This window comes from Bacillus sp. ATD (assembly GCF_050585765.1).
GTDB classification, from domain to species: Bacteria; Bacillota; Bacilli; order Bacillales; family Bacillaceae; genus Bacillus; species Bacillus stercoris.
This window is the reverse complement of sequence record NZ_JBOBQH010000009.1, coordinates 71,826-89,084: the sequence shown is the minus strand read 5'-3', so window position 1 is coordinate 89,084 and position 17,259 is coordinate 71,826. Positions and strand designations below refer to the sequence as shown.

General features: G+C 46.5%; 16 protein-coding genes and 1 pseudogene. 13 read left to right on the top strand and 4 right to left on the bottom strand.

The features are described from left to right. Positions 1 to 35 precede the first annotated feature (35 nt). Positions 36 to 1,406, bottom strand: coding sequence for a serine protease HtrA (gene htrA / locus ACQXR1_RS18150; RefSeq protein ID WP_069838915.1), 1,371 nt, complete (start codon positions 1,404 to 1,406; stop codon positions 36 to 38). Between the two features lie 165 nt (positions 1,407 to 1,571). Here htrA and proG point away from each other — a divergent pair, with 165 nt between their 5' ends. The 10 genes from proG (at position 1,572) to ACQXR1_RS18100 (ending at position 11,951) form a co-directional block, all read left to right on the top strand. Then, positions 1,572 to 2,390, top strand: coding sequence for a pyrroline-5-carboxylate reductase ProG (gene proG / locus ACQXR1_RS18145; protein ID WP_430772614.1), 819 nt, complete (start codon positions 1,572 to 1,574; stop codon positions 2,388 to 2,390). A 128-nt stretch (positions 2,391 to 2,518) separates the two neighbouring features. After that, positions 2,519 to 3,343 (top strand): D-aminopeptidase DppA, encoded by an 825-nt coding sequence (gene dppA / locus ACQXR1_RS18140; protein WP_040083350.1) that lies wholly within the window; start codon positions 2,519 to 2,521, stop codon positions 3,341 to 3,343. A gap of 16 nt (positions 3,344 to 3,359) precedes the next feature. Next, positions 3,360 to 4,286, top strand: a complete 927-nt coding sequence (gene dppB / locus ACQXR1_RS18135; RefSeq protein ID WP_014663677.1) for a dipeptide ABC transporter permease DppB — start codon at positions 3,360 to 3,362, stop codon at positions 4,284 to 4,286. Positions 4,287 to 4,291: 5 nt separating this feature from the next. After that, a complete protein-coding gene (dppC, locus tag ACQXR1_RS18130; RefSeq protein WP_014663678.1) occupies positions 4,292 to 5,254 on the top strand; it encodes a dipeptide ABC transporter permease DppC in 963 nt (320 codons plus the stop codon). A gap of 4 nt (positions 5,255 to 5,258) precedes the next feature. Continuing rightward, positions 5,259 to 6,266 carry a dipeptide ABC transporter ATP-binding subunit DppD gene (gene dppD, locus ACQXR1_RS18125; RefSeq protein ID WP_430772613.1) on the top strand — a complete coding sequence of 336 codons (1,008 nt, stop codon included), beginning with the start codon at positions 5,259 to 5,261 and terminating at the stop codon, positions 6,264 to 6,266. A gap of 2 nt (positions 6,267 to 6,268) precedes the next feature. After that, positions 6,269 to 7,918 (top strand): dipeptide ABC transporter substrate-binding protein DppE, encoded by a 1,650-nt coding sequence (gene dppE, locus ACQXR1_RS18120; RefSeq protein WP_082033051.1) that lies wholly within the window; start codon positions 6,269 to 6,271, stop codon positions 7,916 to 7,918. Between the two features lie 87 nt (positions 7,919 to 8,005). Continuing rightward, the gene (locus tag ACQXR1_RS18115) at positions 8,006 to 8,965 is read left to right on the top strand and encodes a S66 peptidase family protein (RefSeq protein ID WP_430772612.1); all 960 of its coding nucleotides are present in this window, start codon (positions 8,006 to 8,008) and stop codon (positions 8,963 to 8,965) included. Continuing rightward, the gene (gene ykfB / locus ACQXR1_RS18110; RefSeq protein ID WP_430772611.1) at positions 8,962 to 10,062 is read left to right on the top strand and encodes an L-Ala-D/L-Glu epimerase; all 1,101 of its coding nucleotides are present in this window, start codon (positions 8,962 to 8,964) and stop codon (positions 10,060 to 10,062) included. Before ACQXR1_RS18115 ends, ykfB begins: the two co-directional genes overlap by 4 nt. Further along, complete coding sequence (gene eepC / locus ACQXR1_RS18105; protein WP_430772610.1) at positions 10,059 to 10,949, top strand: gamma-D-glutamyl-L-lysine dipeptidyl-peptidase; 891 nt, start codon at positions 10,059 to 10,061, stop codon at positions 10,947 to 10,949. The genes ykfB and eepC overlap by 4 nt, the downstream gene beginning before the upstream one ends. Positions 10,950 to 10,961: 12 nt before the next feature. Further along, the gene (locus ACQXR1_RS18100; RefSeq protein WP_430772609.1) at positions 10,962 to 11,951 is read left to right on the top strand and encodes an ABC transporter ATP-binding protein; all 990 of its coding nucleotides are present in this window, start codon (positions 10,962 to 10,964) and stop codon (positions 11,949 to 11,951) included. Positions 11,952 to 11,986: 35 nt separating this feature from the next. Here the strand turns inward: ACQXR1_RS18100 and pgl are convergent, their stop codons facing one another. Both pgl and ACQXR1_RS18090 read right to left on the bottom strand, forming a co-directional pair. Further along, entirely contained in the window at positions 11,987 to 13,036 is a 1,050-nt protein-coding gene (gene pgl, locus ACQXR1_RS18095; protein ID WP_069838907.1) for a 6-phosphogluconolactonase, read from the bottom strand. An 89-nt stretch (positions 13,037 to 13,125) separates the two neighbouring features. Next, positions 13,126 to 13,986: a dimethylarginine dimethylaminohydrolase family protein gene (locus ACQXR1_RS18090; RefSeq protein WP_430772608.1), complete on the bottom strand. Its 861-nt coding sequence runs from the start codon at positions 13,984 to 13,986 to the stop codon at positions 13,126 to 13,128. A 159-nt stretch (positions 13,987 to 14,145) separates the two neighbouring features. Between ACQXR1_RS18090 and ACQXR1_RS18085 the strand changes: the two genes are divergently transcribed. Further along, on the top strand, positions 14,146 to 14,664 hold the full coding sequence (locus tag ACQXR1_RS18085; protein WP_003232595.1) for an acyl-CoA thioesterase: 519 nt from the start codon (positions 14,146 to 14,148) through the stop codon (positions 14,662 to 14,664). A 226-nt stretch (positions 14,665 to 14,890) separates the two neighbouring features. Beyond that, positions 14,891 to 16,102 carry an NO-inducible flavohemoprotein gene (gene hmpA, locus ACQXR1_RS18080; protein WP_430772653.1) on the top strand — a complete coding sequence of 404 codons (1,212 nt, stop codon included), beginning with the start codon at positions 14,891 to 14,893 and terminating at the stop codon, positions 16,100 to 16,102. Positions 16,103 to 16,170: 68 nt separating this feature from the next. On the opposite strand, the pseudogene ACQXR1_RS18075 reads toward hmpA, so the two are convergent. Continuing rightward, positions 16,171 to 16,383, bottom strand: a pseudogene (locus ACQXR1_RS18075) (hypothetical protein). Positions 16,384 to 16,491: 108 nt separating this feature from the next. Between ACQXR1_RS18075 and ACQXR1_RS18070 the strand changes: the two are divergent. Then, on the top strand, positions 16,492 to 17,223 hold the full coding sequence (locus ACQXR1_RS18070; RefSeq protein ID WP_040083340.1) for a DUF421 domain-containing protein: 732 nt from the start codon (positions 16,492 to 16,494) through the stop codon (positions 17,221 to 17,223). Positions 17,224 to 17,259: the final 36 nt, after the last annotated feature.

Sequence of the window (17,259 nt, the reverse complement as noted above, 5' to 3'; positions counted from 1 at the left end):
CTCAGGCCGAATTTTGCGGCCCGAGGCTTTATCTCTTACGAAGTTTTCTCTTCTTTTTGATCGAGTTTAATTTTTTTCGTCATTTCTTTGCCGTTTCTGAGAATTTTCACTTCAACGGTATCACCGATTTTTGCGTCTTTATATAAGATATTGCGCAATTCACTGCCTGTATCGGTTTCTTTACCTTTTAGGCCGATGATAATATCCTCCGCTTTTAATCCAGCCTTTTCAGCAGGAGAGCCTGAAGCGACCTCACGGATGTAAACACCTTTATTCAGCTGGCTGCCGAACAGGCCGAGTGTGCCTTCTTGGTAGTTTTGCGGCACTTGTTCTAGATCAAGCATGCTGACACCGATATATGGACGTTCAATTTGCCCTTTCGACAGCAATTCTTCAGCAATCGGTTTTACGTCATTGCTTGGAATGGCAAATCCGATACCCTCAACATCATCCTCACTGATTTTCATACTGTTAATGCCGACAATTTTGCCGTCTGTATTTAACAAAGGACCGCCGCTGTTACCTGGGTTAATTGCTGCGTCTGTCTGAATGACGTTAATGCTCGTTTCGCCGGCTGAAGTAGACATTGAAACCGTCCTGTCCACGCCGCTTACAATTCCTTGTGTTACCGTGCGGGACAGGTCTTTTCCAAGCGGATCCCCAATCGCAATAACGGTCTCGCCTGTTCTGAGATCAGATGAATTTCCGAAGTTTGCCACTTTTGTGACATGATCATCACTGATTTGGAGGACAGCTAAATCAGTTAACGAGTCACTGCCTACCAGCTTTGCTGTCACTTCAGTGCCGTCATATAAGGATACCTTCAGTGAAGATGCTCCTTCTACGACGTGGTTATTTGTAATGATATAAGCCTTGCCATTCTCTTTTTTGAAAATGACACCAGACCCTGAACCGCTTTCTGTGTCTTCGCTGGAATCAGAGCTGGAACTGGATGAGCCAGAGCCGAACAAAGAGCTGTTTGATTGTGCCTGAAGATTTGTAATGCCGACTATTGCTGGTGAAAGGTCTTCTACCATATCTGAGATTTTAGAAGAGTCCTCGCTCTTGAATGCAGATGAGCTGCTTGAGCTTGATGAGCTTTTTTTAGATTCAGAGGACGTGCTTTTAGCAGTAACAGATTGCGTTTGCTGCTGGCTGGATGATTGTTTTGCAGTGTCCTGAGAATCATGGTCGCCAAGCGGTGTAAACGTGTAAATGCCAAGGGCGAGACTGCCGCCGATCACTCCGCCAAGCAACGGCCTGAACCATCCGAATCCTCGTTTTTTCTTTTCCTGATCATGAATGACATTGCGGGCTGAGTAGGAGGTGCTCTGATCGTTCTCTTTTGTTAAAAAGACCTCATTCTCATTACCTTCCGTTCTGTTTTCATCACGATAGTTATTCATTATGTTCACTCCGTTTCTCTATTTTCACATTACTATTTATGATAGGTTTATGACTTGAGTTTATCATAAACAAAAACTGTGGGATAAAAATGAAAAGATTATGGGAAATTGTGAAAAAGTGCGGAAAACGGTACACTTCATATTGTATATGAAAGGACTGAGTCAATGGAACAAATTGGATTGATTGGATATGGCAGTATGGCGGATATGATCGCCAGACAGCTGTTGAAGCACGGACAAATAAAAGAGAATGAGCTATTTATTGAAACGAGAACGAAGGGGGAGCGGCTGCAGGCACTCATGTCAGATTACCCAAACGTATCGGCTAATTCGCTGGAGAATTGGGCAAATACATGCCAATTGATTTTGATATGCGTCCCGCCGCTCCATGTCATCGAAACAATGCGCCGTCTGCACCCGTATGTGAACAGAAATACTCACATCGTATCCATAGCTGCCGGTGTGCCGCTGCGTCTTTTGGAGGCGGAAACAGAAGCGGGGATCTCACGTGTAATTCCTGCCATTACGTCCGAAGCAGAAGCCGGCATCTCACTTGTCGTTCACAGTGAAGCACTAGCTGCGGAGAAGAAAGAGCATCTAAATGAATTGTTATCGGTTTTCAGCCGTGTACGAGAAATCAAAGAATCGAATGTTGATGCGGCCAGCAATTTAACGAGCTCGGCACCGGGATTCATAGCTGCAATCTTTGAAGAATTGGCACTGTCTGCCGTCAGAAACAGCAGCCTGTCCAAAGAAGAAGCCTTTGATTTTCTGATTCATTCACTATACGGAACTGGCAAGCTGCTGATTGAAAAAAATATGTCTTTCGAGGAGACGCTGGAACGTGTTGCAACGAAAGGCGGAATAACGGGAGAGGGAGCTGAGGTGATACGCGCCTCTGTGCCGGACGTTTTTGATCAGGTGTTTGAAAGAACGCTGAAAAAATATGAACTTGTTACAGAACAGACAGAGAAACAGACATGAATCCTTGCAAGAGGATTCTTTTTTTATCACTGAATGGTCGAGATTTTCCCTAGTTATATTGCATTTTTCCTCTTTTTTTAATATAATTTGTTAGAATATTCATAATTTAGTAAAAAAGGAGGAGCGTTATGAAATTGTACCTGTCAGTAGATATGGAAGGTATTTCGGGTCTTCCGGACGATACCTTTGTGGATTCCGGCAAGCGTAATTATGAACGCGGGCGGCTCATTATGACTGAAGAAGCAAACTACTGTATTGCCGAAGCGTTTAACAGCGGGTGTACTGAGGTGCTGGTCAATGACAGTCATTCGAAGATGAATAATCTGATGGTTGAAAAGCTTCACCCTGAAGCGGATTTGATTTCCGGTGACGTCAAACCATTTTCAATGGTTGAGGGTTTGGATGATACGTTTACAGGCGCTTTGTTCCTCGGTTATCATGCGAGAGCCTCGACTCCCGGTGTCATGTCACACAGCATGATTTTCGGGGTCCGTCATTTTTACATAAACGATCGGCCTGTCGGTGAGCTTGGGCTAAATGCATACGTTGCCGGTTATTATGATGTCCCTGTATTAATGGTGGCCGGGGATGACCGGGCGGCTAAGGAAGCGGAAGAGCTCATTCCGAACGTGACGACAGCCGCGGTCAAACAAACGATTTCAAGATCTGCAGTGAAGTGCTTGTCGCCTGCGAAAGCCGGACGGCTGTTGACAGAAAAAACCGCATTTGCCCTGCAAAACAAGGACAAGGTCAAACCGCTTACACCGCCTGACAGGCCGGTTCTGAGCATTGAATTCGCCAATTACGGCCAGGCAGAATGGGCGAATCTGATGCCGGGAACGGAAATCAAAACGGGAACCACAACCGTTCAATTTCAGGCGAAGGACATGCTTGAAGCCTATCAGGCGATGCTTGTCATGACTGAGCTTGCGATGCGGACATCATTCTGCTAAAGGGGTGTTTTAGGCTTTGGCACGATACATGATAAAGCGTTTTTGGGCAATGGCAGCTACGATTTTGGTGATTACCACCCTGACTTTTGTTCTCATGAAGGTCATTCCCGGATCTCCTTTTAACGAGGAGAGAGGCACAAATGAAGCCGTTCAAAAAAATCTCGAAGCCTACTATCACTTAGACGATCCTCTCATTTTCCAATACATCATCTACCTAAAATCCATCATTACATTCGATTTTGGACCTTCAATAAAAAAACCATCCGACAGCGTAAATGACATGCTGGAACGCGGATTTCCCGTTTCCTTTGAGCTTGGAATGACGGCGATTGTCATTGCTGTGATTTCTGGGCTGGTACTGGGCGTAATCGCTGCGCTCCGCCGTAATGGCTTTTTGGACTACGCTGCGATGAGTCTTGCGGTACTTGGCATCTCCATCCCGAATTTTATTCTCGCAACATTGCTCATCCAGCAATTTGCAGTCAATCTCAAACTATTTCCTGCTGCCACATGGACGAGCCCGATTCATATGGTGCTTCCGACCGCAGCGCTTGCTGTAGGGCCAATGGCGATCATTGCCAGGCTGACACGGTCAAGCATGGTCGAAGTTCTGACTCAGGATTATATCCGCACAGCAAAAGCAAAAGGGCTTTCCCCATTCAAAATTATTGTGAAACACGCACTCAGAAATGCACTCATGCCCGTCATTACCGTCCTGGGCACACTCGTCGCCAGCATCTTAACAGGAAGCTTTGTCATTGAAAAAATCTTTGCCATTCCGGGAATGGGAAAATATTTTGTGGAAAGCATCAATCAGCGGGACTATCCCGTGATTATGGGAACGACCGTTTTTTACAGCGTCATTCTGATCATCATGCTGTTTTTGGTCGATTTGGCCTACGGTCTCTTAGACCCGCGCATTAAACTGCATAAGAAAGGGTGAAGCGTGTGAATCTCCCTGTACAAACGGATGAACGCCAGCCAGAACAGCACATTCAGGTGCCGGATGAGTGGTTTGTCTCAAATCAGGAAAAAAATCGGGAAGCCGATTCGGTCAAGCGGCCGAGTTTGTCATACACGCAGGATGCCTGGAGGAGGCTGAAGAAAAATAAATTAGCGATGGCTGGACTCTTTATTCTTTTATTTCTTTTTGTCATGGCAGTTATCGGACCCTTTATATCGCCTCATAGTGTCGTGCGCCAATCGCTGACCGAACAAAATCTTCCGCCCTCAGCCGATCATTGGTTCGGCACCGATGAACTCGGCCGGGATGTGTTTACCCGAACATGGTATGGCGCGAGAATTTCGTTATTTGTCGGCGTGATGGCAGCGCTGATTGATTTTGTGATCGGTGTCATTTACGGAGGCGTTGCCGGCTATAAAGGCGGCAGGATTGACAGCATTATGATGCGAATTATCGAAGTGCTGTACGGGCTGCCGTACCTGCTTGTTGTCATTTTGCTGATGGTGCTCATGGGGCCGGGACTGGGCACGATTATTGTGGCGCTGACTGTGACCGGATGGGTCGGCATGGCGAGAATTGTAAGAGGCCAGGTGCTTCAGATTAAAAATTATGAATATGTGCTCGCCTCGAAAACCTTTGGCGCGAAAACGTTTCGCATTATACGGAAGAATTTGCTGCCGAATACAATGGGAGCGATCATCGTACAAATGACATTAACCGTACCTGCCGCAATATTCGCAGAATCATTTTTAAGCTTTCTCGGCCTCGGCATACAGGCCCCGTTTGCAAGCTGGGGTGTGATGGCGAATGACGGCCTGCCTACAATTTTGTCTGGCCATTGGTGGCGCCTGTTTTTTCCGGCCTTTTTCATATCCCTGACGATGTATGCGTTTAATGTGCTGGGGGACGGATTGCAGGATGCGCTCGACCCTAAGCTGAGGAGGTAGCTGTATGGAAAAAGTTCTGTCAGTCCAAAATCTGCACGTGTCTTTTACGACTTACGGCGGGACGGTTCAGGCGGTCAGAGGGGTGAGCTTTGATTTGTATAAAGGAGAAACCTTTGCGATCGTCGGCGAATCCGGCTGCGGCAAAAGCGTTACCTCCCAAAGCATTATGGGCCTGCTTCCGCCTTATTCGGCGAAGGTGACAGACGGCAGCATTCTATTTAAAAACAAAGACCTTTGCCGTCTCTCTGACAAAGAAATGAGAAGCATAAGGGGAGCCGACATTTCTATGATTTTTCAAGACCCGATGACGGCGTTAAACCCGACGCTGACTGTCGGCGACCAGCTGGGGGAAGCGCTATTACGCCACAAAAAAATGGGCAAAAAAGCGGCGCGGAAAGAGGTGCTTTCCATGCTGTCATTGGTCGGTATTCCAGATCCCGAAGAGCGCCTAAAGCAATATCCCCATCAATTCAGCGGCGGCATGAGACAGCGGATTGTCATTGCGATGGCGCTGATTTGCGAGCCTGACATCTTAATTGCGGATGAACCGACCACCGCCCTGGATGTAACCATTCAGGCCCAGATTTTAGAGCTGTTTAAAGAGATTCAGAGAAAAACGAATGTGTCTGTCATTCTGATTACGCACGATTTAGGGGTTGTTGCCCAGGTAGCTGACAGAGTCGCAGTCATGTATGCCGGGAAAATGGCGGAAATCGGCACAAGAAAAGATATTTTTTATCAGCCGCAGCACCCATATACAAAAGGCTTGCTGGTCTCTGTCCCGCGGCTGGATTTAGATGGCGCTGAGCTGACCCCGATTGACGGAACGCCGCCGGATTTATTTTCACCTCCGCCGGGCTGCCCGTTTGCCGCCCGCTGTCCGAACAGGATGGTTGTGTGTGACAGGGTATACCCGGCCCAAACGATCAGATCTGACTCGCATACTGTCAACTGCTGGCTGCAGGATCAACGAGCAGAGCGTGCGGTGCTGTCAGGAGATGCAAAAGGTTGAACATGAAAAGGGGGAAGAGGATGAAACGAGTGAAAAAGCTATGGGGCATGGGCCTTGCATTAGGACTTTCGTTTGCGCTGATGGGATGCACAGCAAATGAACAGGCCGGAAAAGAAGGCAGTCATGATAAGGCAAAAACCAGCGGAGAAAAGGTGCTTTATTTAAATAACGAAAATGAACCGACTTCATTTGATCCGCCGATCGGTTTCAATAATGTGTCATGGCAGCCGTTAAATAACATCTTGGAGGGGCTGACGCGTCTTGGCAAAGAGAATGAGCCCGAGCCAGCAATGGCGGAGAAGTGGTCTGTATCAAAGGATAAAAAAACCTACACGTTTACGATTCGAGAAAATGCGAAATGGACAAACGGAGATCCGGTAACAGCCGGAGACTTCGAATACGCGTGGAAGCGGATGCTTGATCCGAAAAAAGGCGCTTCATCGGCATTCCTAGGCTATCTTATTGAAGGCGGCGAAGCGTATAACAGCGGGAAAGGGAAAAAAGACGATGTGAAGGTGACGGCAAAGGATGATCGAACCCTTGAAGTTACGCTGGAAGCACCGCAAAAATATTTTCTCAGCGTCGTCTCCAATCCAGCGTATTTTCCAGTAAACGAAAAGGTCGATAAAGACAATCCAAAGTGGTTCGCTGAGGCGGATACTTTTGTTGGGAACGGTCCGTTTAAGCTGACGGAATGGAAGCATGATGACAGCATCACTATGGAGAAAAGCGACACGTATTGGGATAAGGATACCGTAAAGCTTGATAAGGTGAAATGGGCGATGGTCAGTGACAGAAATACAGATTATCAGATGTTTCAATCAGGCGAACTTGATACTGCTTATGTCCCTGCAGAGTTAAGCGACCAGCTGATGGATCAGGATAACGTCAATATTGTTGACCAGGCGGGTCTCTATTTCTATCGGTTTAATGTGAACATGGAGCCATTTCAAAATGAAAACATCAGAAAAGCCTTTGCGATGGCTGTGGATCAAGACGAAATTGTAAAGTACGTCACGAAAAATAATGAAAAACCGGCGCGCGCCTTTGTATCGCCTGGATTTACGCAGCCCGACGGCAAAGATTTCCGTGAAGCGGGCGGAGACCTGATCACGCCTAACGAAAGCAAAGCGAAGCAGCTGCTCGAAAAGGGGATGAAGGAAGAAAACTATAATAAGCTTCCTGCGATCACGCTTACTTACAGCACAAAGCCGGAGCATAAAAAGATTGCCGAGGCTGTCCAGCAAAAATTAAAAAATACCCTTGGAGTCGATGTAAAGCTGGCCAATATGGAATGGAACGTATTTTTAGAGGATCAAAAAGCGCTGAAATTCCAATTCTCTCAAAGCTCATTTTTACCTGATTACGCGGACCCTATCAGTTTTCTGGAAGCCTTCCAAGCGGGAAATTCGATGAACCGCACAGGATGGGCCAATAAAGAATACGATCAGCTGATCCAAAAGGCGAAAAATGAAGCCGATGAAAAAACACGTTTCTCTCTTATGCATCAAGCTGAAAAGCTGCTCATCAATGAAGCGCCGATCATTCCAATTTATTTTTATAATCAGGTTCACCTGCAAAACGAACAAGTAAAGGGAATTGTCCGTCACCCTGTCGGCTATATCGATTTAAAATGGGCAGATAAAAACTGATGGCGGTGATTGAGGAAATACTGCTTCTTTATGCGAAGGAGCGGTATTTTTTCTCTTTCTTGCACGTATACGTAGGGTGCAGAGCAAATGAAAGGAGTGTTTCCGTTGAATCACAAGCCGAAAGCGCTGAAAAAGGGTGATACAGTCGGAGTGATCGCGCCCGCAAGCCCGCCGGATCCAAAAAAGCTTGACACCGCGCTTTTATTTTTAGAAGAGCTCGGTCTTCAGGTGAAGTTGGGCAAGGCACTGAAAAACCAGCACGGTTATTTAGCGGGACAGGATGATGAGCGGCTGGCGGATCTCCATGAGATGTTCAGAGACGAGGAGGTGAAAGCAGTGCTGTGCGCATGCGGGGGGTTTGGGACAGGACGTATCGCCGCGGGCATTGATTTCAACTTAATCCGCAAACACCCTAAAATCTTTTGGGGATACAGCGATATTACGTTTTTACATACTGCCATTCATCAAAACACAGGTCTTATCACCTTCCATGGCCCGATGCTTAGCTCGGATATTGGCCTTGACGACGTTCACCCGCTGACAAAAGCGTCATATAAGCAGCTCTTCCAGGAGACGGAATTCACCTATACTGAAGAGCTTTCTCCGCTGACCGTGCTTGTTCCCGGCAAAGCGGAAGGTGAGCTTGTCGGGGGAAATCTGTCTTTGCTGACGTCTACACTGGGCACGCCATTTGAAATTGATACGAGAGGAAAGCTTCTGTTTATTGAAGATATTGACGAGGAGCCTTACCAAATCGACCGGATGCTAAATCAGCTGAAAATGTCGGGGAAGCTGACGGAAGCGGAGGGGATTTTAGTTTGTGATTTTCACAATTGTGTCCCGGTGAAGAGAGAGAAGTCTCTCTCTCTTGAGCAAGTGCTGGAAGACTATATTATAACAGCCGGAAAACCTGCTCTGAAAGGATTTAAAATTGGCCACTGCTCCCCAAGTATTGCCGTTCCGGTCGGTGCGAAAGCTGCTATGAATACAGCAGAAAAAACAGTTGTAATAGAGGCAGGCGTTTCAGAAGGGGCGCTGAAGACATGAAAATCATTCGAATCGAAACAAGCCGAATCGCCGTCCCGCTGACAAAGCCATTTAAAACCGCGCTTCGCACTGTGTATACGGCTGAATCAGTCATTGTCAGGATCACTTATGACAGCGGCGCAATCGGATGGGGAGAAGCGCCGCCTACGGTCGTGATTACAGGTGAAAGCATGGATAGCATTGAAAGTGCCATCCACCATGTGTTGAAGCCGGCATTGCTTGGAAAAAGCCTGTCGGGCTATGAGGCTATTCTGCACGACATCCAGCATCTTCTTACAGGAAATATGAGCGCAAAGGCTGCTGTGGAAATGGCGTTATACGACGGCTGGGCGCAGATGTGCGGACTGCCGCTTTATCAAATGCTTGGCGGATACCGGGGTGCGCTTGAAACAGATTATACCGTCAGTGTCAACTCACCTGAAGAGATGGCCGCGGATGCCGAGAATTATTTCAAACAAGGCTTTCAAACGCTGAAAATAAAGGTCGGAAAAGATGATATCGCAACAGATATCGCCCGCATCCAGGAAATCAGAAAACGTGTCGGATCAGCTGTGAAACTGCGTTTAGACGCTAATCAGGGGTGGACGCCGAAGGAGGCTGTAACTGCGATTCGGAAAATGGAGGATGCGGGCCTTGGCATTGAGCTTGTCGAGCAGCCTGTTCATAAAGATGATCTCACAGGGCTTAAAAGGGTGACAGATGCGACAGATACTCCGATTATGGCTGATGAAAGTGTTTTTACACCGCGGCAGGCATTCGAAATTCTGCAAACCAGAAGCGCAGACTTGATCAATATTAAATTGATGAAAGCGGGCGGCATCAGCGGAGCTGAGAAAATCAATGCCATAGCGGAGGCCTGCGGGGTGGAGTGCATGGTCGGCAGCATGATCGAAACAAAGCTGGGCATTACGGCCGCGGCGCATTTTGCGGCAAGTAAAAGAAACATCACACGCTTTGATTTTGACGCGCCGCTGATGCTGAAAACAGATGTCATCAAAGGCGGTATAACATACAGCGGCAGCACGATTTCGATGCCTGGCAGACCGGGTCTCGGAATCACCGGGGCTGCGCTTTTGAAAGGGGAAACAGAGCAATGATGCACACCGTCATATCAGCAGTGGCCAACATCTGGACAGCGCCTGATTCACCGCGTCTGTCTGATCAATTCATGCTTCAACCGACTGTAAGGATCAGAGACTGGCTGGAGCGCATGACGTATGATGAACGGCTTGGATTATGTACAGACAATGTAATCCAAACTCAGGTTCTCTTTGGCGAAAAAGTACTTGTGACAGCGGAACAGGGGGAATGGGCTTCTGTGATCGTGCCTAGCCAGCCATCCCGAAAGGATCCGCGCGGATACCCGGGCTGGATGAAAAAGAACCAACTGGAAAAATCTACACCCATCCATTCACAACACGATGTGATGATCAGCAAACCTGCTGCCTTTTTGTACAAAAGCAATGGAGAAAAGGAGATCGAATTGAGCTTTTTGACAGTTCTCCCCCTCATTGCAGAAGAAAACGGATATTTTAAGGTTTCGACCGTTTTTGGGGAAAGGTTTGTGAAGCAAAGTGATGCAGCGCCTGTCAGCGAACAGAAAGGGACTGCTGAAGACATCATTCAAACGGGTGCGTTTTTTCTTGGCCTTCCCTACCTGTGGGGAGGGATCAGCGGGTTTGGGTTTGATTGCTCCGGGTTTATGTACAGTATATTTAAGGCCAATGGATACCGCATCCCCCGTGATGCGGGAGATCAGGCTAAGGCGGGGAAGGATGTCCCGCTTGATGATATGAAGGCTGGTGACCTGCTGTTTTTTGCTTATGAGGAAGGAAAAGGAGCGATTCATCACGTCGGTCTCTCCGTTGGCGGCGGGAAAATGCTTCATTCTCCAAAGACGGGAAAATCAATCGAAATCCTTACATTAAAAGAAACAATCTATGAAAAAGAACTTTGTGCGGTGCGCCGCTGTTTTTCAGAATAAGGAGGGAGACAAATGACGCCACTGCCTTTGTTAGAGGTCAGCAAGCTAAAAATGCATTTTGACGCAGGGAAAAAGCGGACAGTCAAAGCCGTCGACGGGGTTACCTTTCAGATTCGTGAAGGAGAAACGTTCGGGCTAGTCGGGGAATCAGGGTGCGGGAAATCAACCTTGGGGAGAGTGCTGATGCGCCTCTATCAGCCAACAGAAGGAAGTGTGGTATACCGCGGCACAAATCTTCATGCACTAAGTGAAAAAGAGCAGTTTGCCTTCAACCGCAAACTGCAGATGATTTTTCAGGACCCCTATGCTTCATTGAACCCGCGCATGACCGTTCGAGAAATTATTTTGGAGCCGATGGAGATTCACAATCTCTACAATACCCATAAAGCGCGGCTTCTCGTCGTGGACGAGCTCCTTGAGGCAGTTGGGCTTCACCCCGATTTTGACAGCCGTTATCCGCATGAATTCAGCGGCGGGCAAAGACAGAGAATCGGGATTGCGAGAGCACTGTCGCTGAATCCCGAATTTATCGTGGCGGACGAACCGATTTCTGCTCTTGATGTCTCGGTTCAAGCGCAGGTGGTCAATCTGCTGAAGCGGCTTCAAAAAGAAAAAGGGCTCACATTTTTATTTATTGCCCACGATCTTTCGATGGTGAAGCATATCAGTGACAGGATCGGTGTCATGTACTTAGGGCACATGATGGAAATTACAGAGAGCGGCACTTTGTATCGTGAGCCGCTACATCCCTATACAAAGGCGCTTTTATCCTCGATTCCGATTCCGGATCCCGAATTGGAGGACAAGCGTGAGCGTATTCTCTTGAAAGGGGAGCTGCCGAGCCCAGTCAATCCGCCGAGCGGCTGCGTGTTTCGGACCCGTTGCCCGGAGGCGATGCCTGAATGCGGGGAATCCCGTCCCCAGCTTCAAGAAATCGAACCCGGCCGCTTTGTCGCTTGCCATTTGTATCGAACTACTGAGACGAGAGAAAAGGTGAGATAGACAAAAAAGACTGGCTCCTGAGCCAGTCTTTGCTTTTATGCTTGATGTAAAAATTTCACACAAACCGGGTAAGGGACAGAAACTGTTGACGGAAGCAGTGTCAATCTGCCGGTTTCTTTGTCTCTTTCAAACAGGACAAGGCTGCCTGTTTCTTCATTTGAGGCAACGAGGAACCCTTCCGTTGGGTCAAATACAAAGTCACGAGGCCAGTTTCCTTCTGTCGAAACTCTTTCTATGAAAGCCAGCTCTCCTGAATATTGATTCACTTCAAATACGGCGATACTGTCATGGCCGCGGTTCGCGACGTAAACAAAGCGCCCGTCCTGTGTGACATGAATTGCACTTCCCTGGCTGTTATCCGTAAAATCATCAGGGATGGCAGAAACGACCTGGATTTCTCTAAATTCACCGGCTGTCGGATTGTATTCAAGCGCAATCACTTCATTGCTTAATTCTGTCATGACATAAGCGTATTTTTCTTTCGGATGAAAAGCGATATGGCGAGGCCCTGTACCGGGAGCGAAGGAATGGCTTCCGGATTCAGCCAATACGCCGTCTTTCAGCTTATAGGTGTACAGCTTATCTGTACCTAAATCAACCGCTACGACATAATTGTGTTCAGGTGTGAACCCTGCGTAGTGTGTATGCGGTTTTTCTTGTCTTTCGTGCGGCCCTTTTCCTGTGTGAGCGGCTTCAGAAGCAGGTGATTGCAAGCTGCCGTCTTCCTGAACCGGAAACGCGTGTACCTTCCCGCTGTGATAATTGGCAGTCAGTACGAATTGATTTTGATCATCAACGCTTACGTGGCATGGAGAAGGACCATCAATTAACTGATGATTCAGAAATGTCAACTCGCCGCTGTTTTTATTGATTTGATAGGCAGCAACTCCGCCTTGGCCGTCTGCTTTTTCGATGGAATAAAGGATGGTGTTGTTTTTATTCGGCGTCACATATGTCGGGTTGCCCAGCTTAGCGGCAAGCTTTGGCTCGCTGAGTGCTTTTTTCTCAGTATCAAGCTCAAATGAATAAATTCCTTCGCTTCCGCCTTTTGTATATGTTCCGACATATCCTATGTATTTTGTCATGCGATTTCCCCCTTAAAAATGATGTCACCTCTATATTAACGTATCTTGATAAAATAAGCTGTTCAAAACATGAAAAAGGGGAAGATTCTTCATTCGCCGCGAATCAGCGGCAGTGTACAGCACCTGAAGGAGCCGCCTGATTTGATGATTTCTGACAGGTCAATTTCGATAATGTGATAGCCTCTTTTTGATAGCTCTTGATTGACATGTTGGTTGCCAGGGAGGCTGATGATCGTTTTTCTCCCGATTGAAAGGACGTTGGTGCCAAGCGTAAATTGTTCGTCCTCGGGCACTTCAATAAGGTCATAACGTTTTGCCAGCATATCAGCTGCCTCTGGCTCAAGTGCTTGAGGATAAATTAACGCTTCGCTTTCAGATACAATGTTAAAAACACAGTCCAAATGCAAAAATTTTTCATGCAGCTTTACTGGAACGATCGTGTACTCAGGCAGTGCCTCTTCAAGCTGGCCGATTGCTGAAATGTCGGTGCGCTGGCTGATTCCGACATATACGGTGTCACCATCGATAATGACATCCCCGCCTTCAATGCTTGTATCAAGCATACGGGTGTAAGAGATACCTTGGCTGTGAAATAAATTTTTTATAACGGCTTCTTCTCCTTGGCGAATCGGTTCAGTCATGCTCGACAGAAAGGCTTTTTCTCCGATGACAAACCCTATATCCCTAGTAAAAACCTGTTCTGGGAGTCCGTCGCGAACGGGCAACAGGATGACCTCAACGTTGTGTGACCTGAGTGCCTCCACTAAGCGGCTGTGCTGATCGTTGGCGGTTTTCACATGAATATTGTCATCTTCAAAATGTTTTTGTGTTTCGTTTATGACATCTTTTATGGTCATGTGCTCAGGTCTGCATAAAACCACTTTCTGAAGTGTGCCGTATTCCGTTCGGCATACCGTTTTGTGCTGAGATTTCGGGATGGATACGTCCATTTGTTTTTCCTCCTAAAGTGTGAAGAATACATTTATTATTCCCTCATCATGAAAATCATTAAACCATTTTAAATTTTAGACAAATGGAAGAGAATATTGTTTAATAGGAGAATATAAGTGCATTTAGCTAAAAGATCAGACATCAAAGGGGAGAAAGGTATGGAAACACCGGAAACAAGATTTTGTAAAGAGTCAAAGGTTGTAAAAACCAGCAGGGTGTTCCCGCTTGATACGAACAACCATAATACACTGTTTGGCGGAAAATTAATGAGCTACATCGATGACATTGCCTCTATTTCTGCGGCGCGCCATTGCAGACGTGAAACCGTAACAGCTTCAATGGATTCTGTAGATTTTTTAAAACCGATCGGGCAAAAGGATTCTGTTTGCCTAGAGTCGTATGTGACATGGGTCGGCACATCTTCCATGGAAGTATTTGTGAAAGTTATTAAGGAGCATTTGATGACTGGCGAACGGGAACTCGCTGCCACATCCTTTTTGACATTTGTCGCATTAGATTCAAATGGCAAGCCGGTGCCTGTACCGAGAGTTGTACCGGAAACAGAAGAAGAAATCATGCTGCATAATACAGCTGTACAGCGCGCTAATGAACGAAAGAACCGCAAGAAACACAGCCAGGCGCTTGCAAATGCGCTTGGAACTGATAAGCCTTGGTGAACATTAAACCCAAAACATAAGTTGTTTTGGGTTTTTTTGTACTTTTCAATGGTGATTATTACAATGGTTAGTCCGTTTTTGCTAGGGGATTCTATAAAAAAGCAACAAATGTCATGTTAAATTGATAATTTTGTGACAACTTTATTAAAGATTCATTTTAGATATATCTTTTATTCGTAAGATCATGTATTTTAAAGATATATTCTAAATACATCTTTTCGAAAGGATTGTTTATACAATGTTAGATAACAAAACAATCGAAATTATTAAAAGCACTGTACCCGTATTGCAACAGCATGGAGAAACAATCACTGGCCGTTTTTACGATCGGATGTTTCAAGACCATCCAGAGCTTTTAAACATTTTTAACCAAACAAACCAAAAGAAAAAAACACAGCGAACTGCATTGGCAAATGCCGTTATTGCAGCTGCGGCAAATATTGATCAGTTAGGAAATATTATTCCGGTTGTCAAACAAATCGGCCACAAGCACCGCAGTATTGGAATTAAGCCTGAACACTACCCGATCGTCGGTAAATATTTGCTGATTGCCATTAAAGATGTATTGGGAGATGCTGCAACCCCTGACATTATGCAGGCATGGGAGAAAGCGTACGGAGTTATTGCTGACGCGTTCATCGGAATTGAAAAAGAAATGTATGAACATGCGGAAGAGCAAGCCGGCGGCTGGAAAGAGTATAAGCCGTTCGTCATCGCGAAAAAAGAGCGGGAAAGCAAAGAAATTACGTCCTTCTATTTGAAATCAGAAGACGGCAAGCCGTTACCTGAATTCCAAGCGGGGCAGTATATCAGCCTAAAAGTTCGGATTCCTGATTCTGAATATACGCATATCCGCCAGTACAGCCTGTCTGATATGCCGGGAAAAGACTATTATCGAATTTCAGTAAAAAAAGATGGTGTCGTGTCTTCCTATCTACATGATGGGATTCAGGAGGGAGATTCAATAGAGATCAGCGCACCGGCAGGGGACTTTGTTTTAGATCCTGCATCACAGAAAGATCTCGTTTTGATTAGTGCCGGAGTTGGCATTACACCAATGATCAGCATGTTGAAAACATCTGTTTCCAAACAGCCTGAACGGCAAATTCTGTTCATTCATGCGGCGAAAAACAGTGAATATCACGCATTGCGCCATGAGGTAGAAGAAGCCGCAAAACATTCTGCTGTTAAAACTGCATTTGTGTATCGCGAGCCGACAGAGGAAGACCGTGCAGGTGATCTTCAATTTCATGAAGGGCAGATTGATCAGCAATTCCTCAAAGAACTGATTGCCAACACAGATGCGGATTACTATATTTGCGGTTCACCGTCGTTTATTACGGGAATGCATAAGCTTGTATCAGAGCTCGGATCAGCGCCGGAGTCTATCCATTACGAGCTATTCGGCCCGCAATTAAGTTTGGCACAGTCCGTTTAAACACGAAACTCTTCTCCTTTCAGAGAAGAGTTTTTTATTGAGAGAGAAGAAGGCGGACAAGCGCCGGTTTACATCCGGACAATCACTGACCCGCCGCCGTTTGTGCATACACGGTTTTGCATTGTTCTCAGCCTTCATTGTTTACCTCAATCGCTCTGCTGCTCCATCCTTAGCTCTAAACCGACCAGCCTGTCAAGTGTTTGCTGCTGCTGATAGCTCGCGGGCTGGGGAGCCGATGGCAGATCGCAGGGCCAATGGGAATTCGTCTTCTGATATTTCATATTGCGCCTCCAATCGGTGTCACTTTCTATTGGACAAAAGGCATGCATAGAGGGTCTGCCACGGGGCACAATAGGCTCAATATGATCAGCGGATGGAGGTAAAGATCGGTGTTATGGATGGTATGGGTATTTTTACTGAAGCCAGTTATCGTATTTTCGATTGCATATATTTTGTTTCGGCTTGCCGGTAAAAAAGCTGTGTCACAAATGAACAATTTTGATCTGCTTTTGACCTTCGCAATCGGAACCATCATCAGTGAGCCGATCCTAACATCCAAGCTGCCGATGTCAATTTATTATGCGGGCGCTTTTTTGGTGCTTTATCTAATAATGAGCAAGCTCTCATTATCTAATAAATGGCGATGGCTCCTGGTCGTGAGCCCAACTGTCTTAATCCGAAACGGGGATATTGATGAACGCGGCCTCCGTAAAGAAAGGCTGACTGTTAATGAACTGCTCGGAAAGCTGAGGGAAAAGGGGTATGCTGATCCGGCTGACATTGATCTTGCCATCATTGAAGAAACGGGAGAAGTAAGCGTCATCCCAAAAGAGGAAGCGAGAGCGGTGCAGGTGCGGGATTTGAATATGAAAGCTGAACGGAATTTTATCCCGATTCCGCTCATACTGGACGGCGAAATCCTTGATCATAATTTGAAATATCTCCAAAAAAACCGATCCTGGCTTTTTGAGAAGCTTGAGGAAAAAGGGTACAGCCCGAAACTGCTGTCTTCAATCACCCTTGGCACGATGAATGCGCGCGGCGATATATCCCTTGATTTAAATACCTCGAATGAACCCCAGCATGATCCTTATTTATATAAACCGGGAAATAACAACTAAGATGGCTCTCTATTGCATTGAGAGCTTTTTTCTTTT

Excerpts from the sequence above, each read along its gene's own strand:
- htrA (WP_069838915.1), bottom strand. The coding sequence starts at position 1,406 with ATGAATAACTATCGTGATGAAAACAGAACGGAAGGTAATGAGAATGAG.
- proG (WP_430772614.1), top strand. The coding sequence starts at position 1,572 with ATGGAACAAATTGGATTGATTGGATATGGCAGTATGGCGGATATGATC.
- dppA (WP_040083350.1), top strand. The coding sequence starts at position 2,519 with ATGAAATTGTACCTGTCAGTAGATATGGAAGGTATTTCGGGTCTTCCG.
- dppD (WP_430772613.1), top strand. The coding sequence starts at position 5,259 with ATGGAAAAAGTTCTGTCAGTCCAAAATCTGCACGTGTCTTTTACGACT.
- dppE (WP_082033051.1), top strand. The coding sequence starts at position 6,269 with ATGAAAAGGGGGAAGAGGATGAAACGAGTGAAAAAGCTATGGGGCATG.
- ACQXR1_RS18115 (WP_430772612.1), top strand. The coding sequence starts at position 8,006 with ATGAAAGGAGTGTTTCCGTTGAATCACAAGCCGAAAGCGCTGAAAAAG.
- ykfB (WP_430772611.1), top strand. The coding sequence starts at position 8,962 with ATGAAAATCATTCGAATCGAAACAAGCCGAATCGCCGTCCCGCTGACA.
- eepC (WP_430772610.1), top strand. The coding sequence starts at position 10,059 with ATGATGCACACCGTCATATCAGCAGTGGCCAACATCTGGACAGCGCCT.
- ACQXR1_RS18100 (WP_430772609.1), top strand. The coding sequence starts at position 10,962 with ATGACGCCACTGCCTTTGTTAGAGGTCAGCAAGCTAAAAATGCATTTT.
- pgl (WP_069838907.1), bottom strand. The coding sequence starts at position 13,036 with ATGACAAAATACATAGGATATGTCGGAACATATACAAAAGGCGGAAGC.
- ACQXR1_RS18090 (WP_430772608.1), bottom strand. The coding sequence starts at position 13,986 with ATGGACGTATCCATCCCGAAATCTCAGCACAAAACGGTATGCCGAACG.
- ACQXR1_RS18085 (WP_003232595.1), top strand. The coding sequence starts at position 14,146 with ATGGAAACACCGGAAACAAGATTTTGTAAAGAGTCAAAGGTTGTAAAA.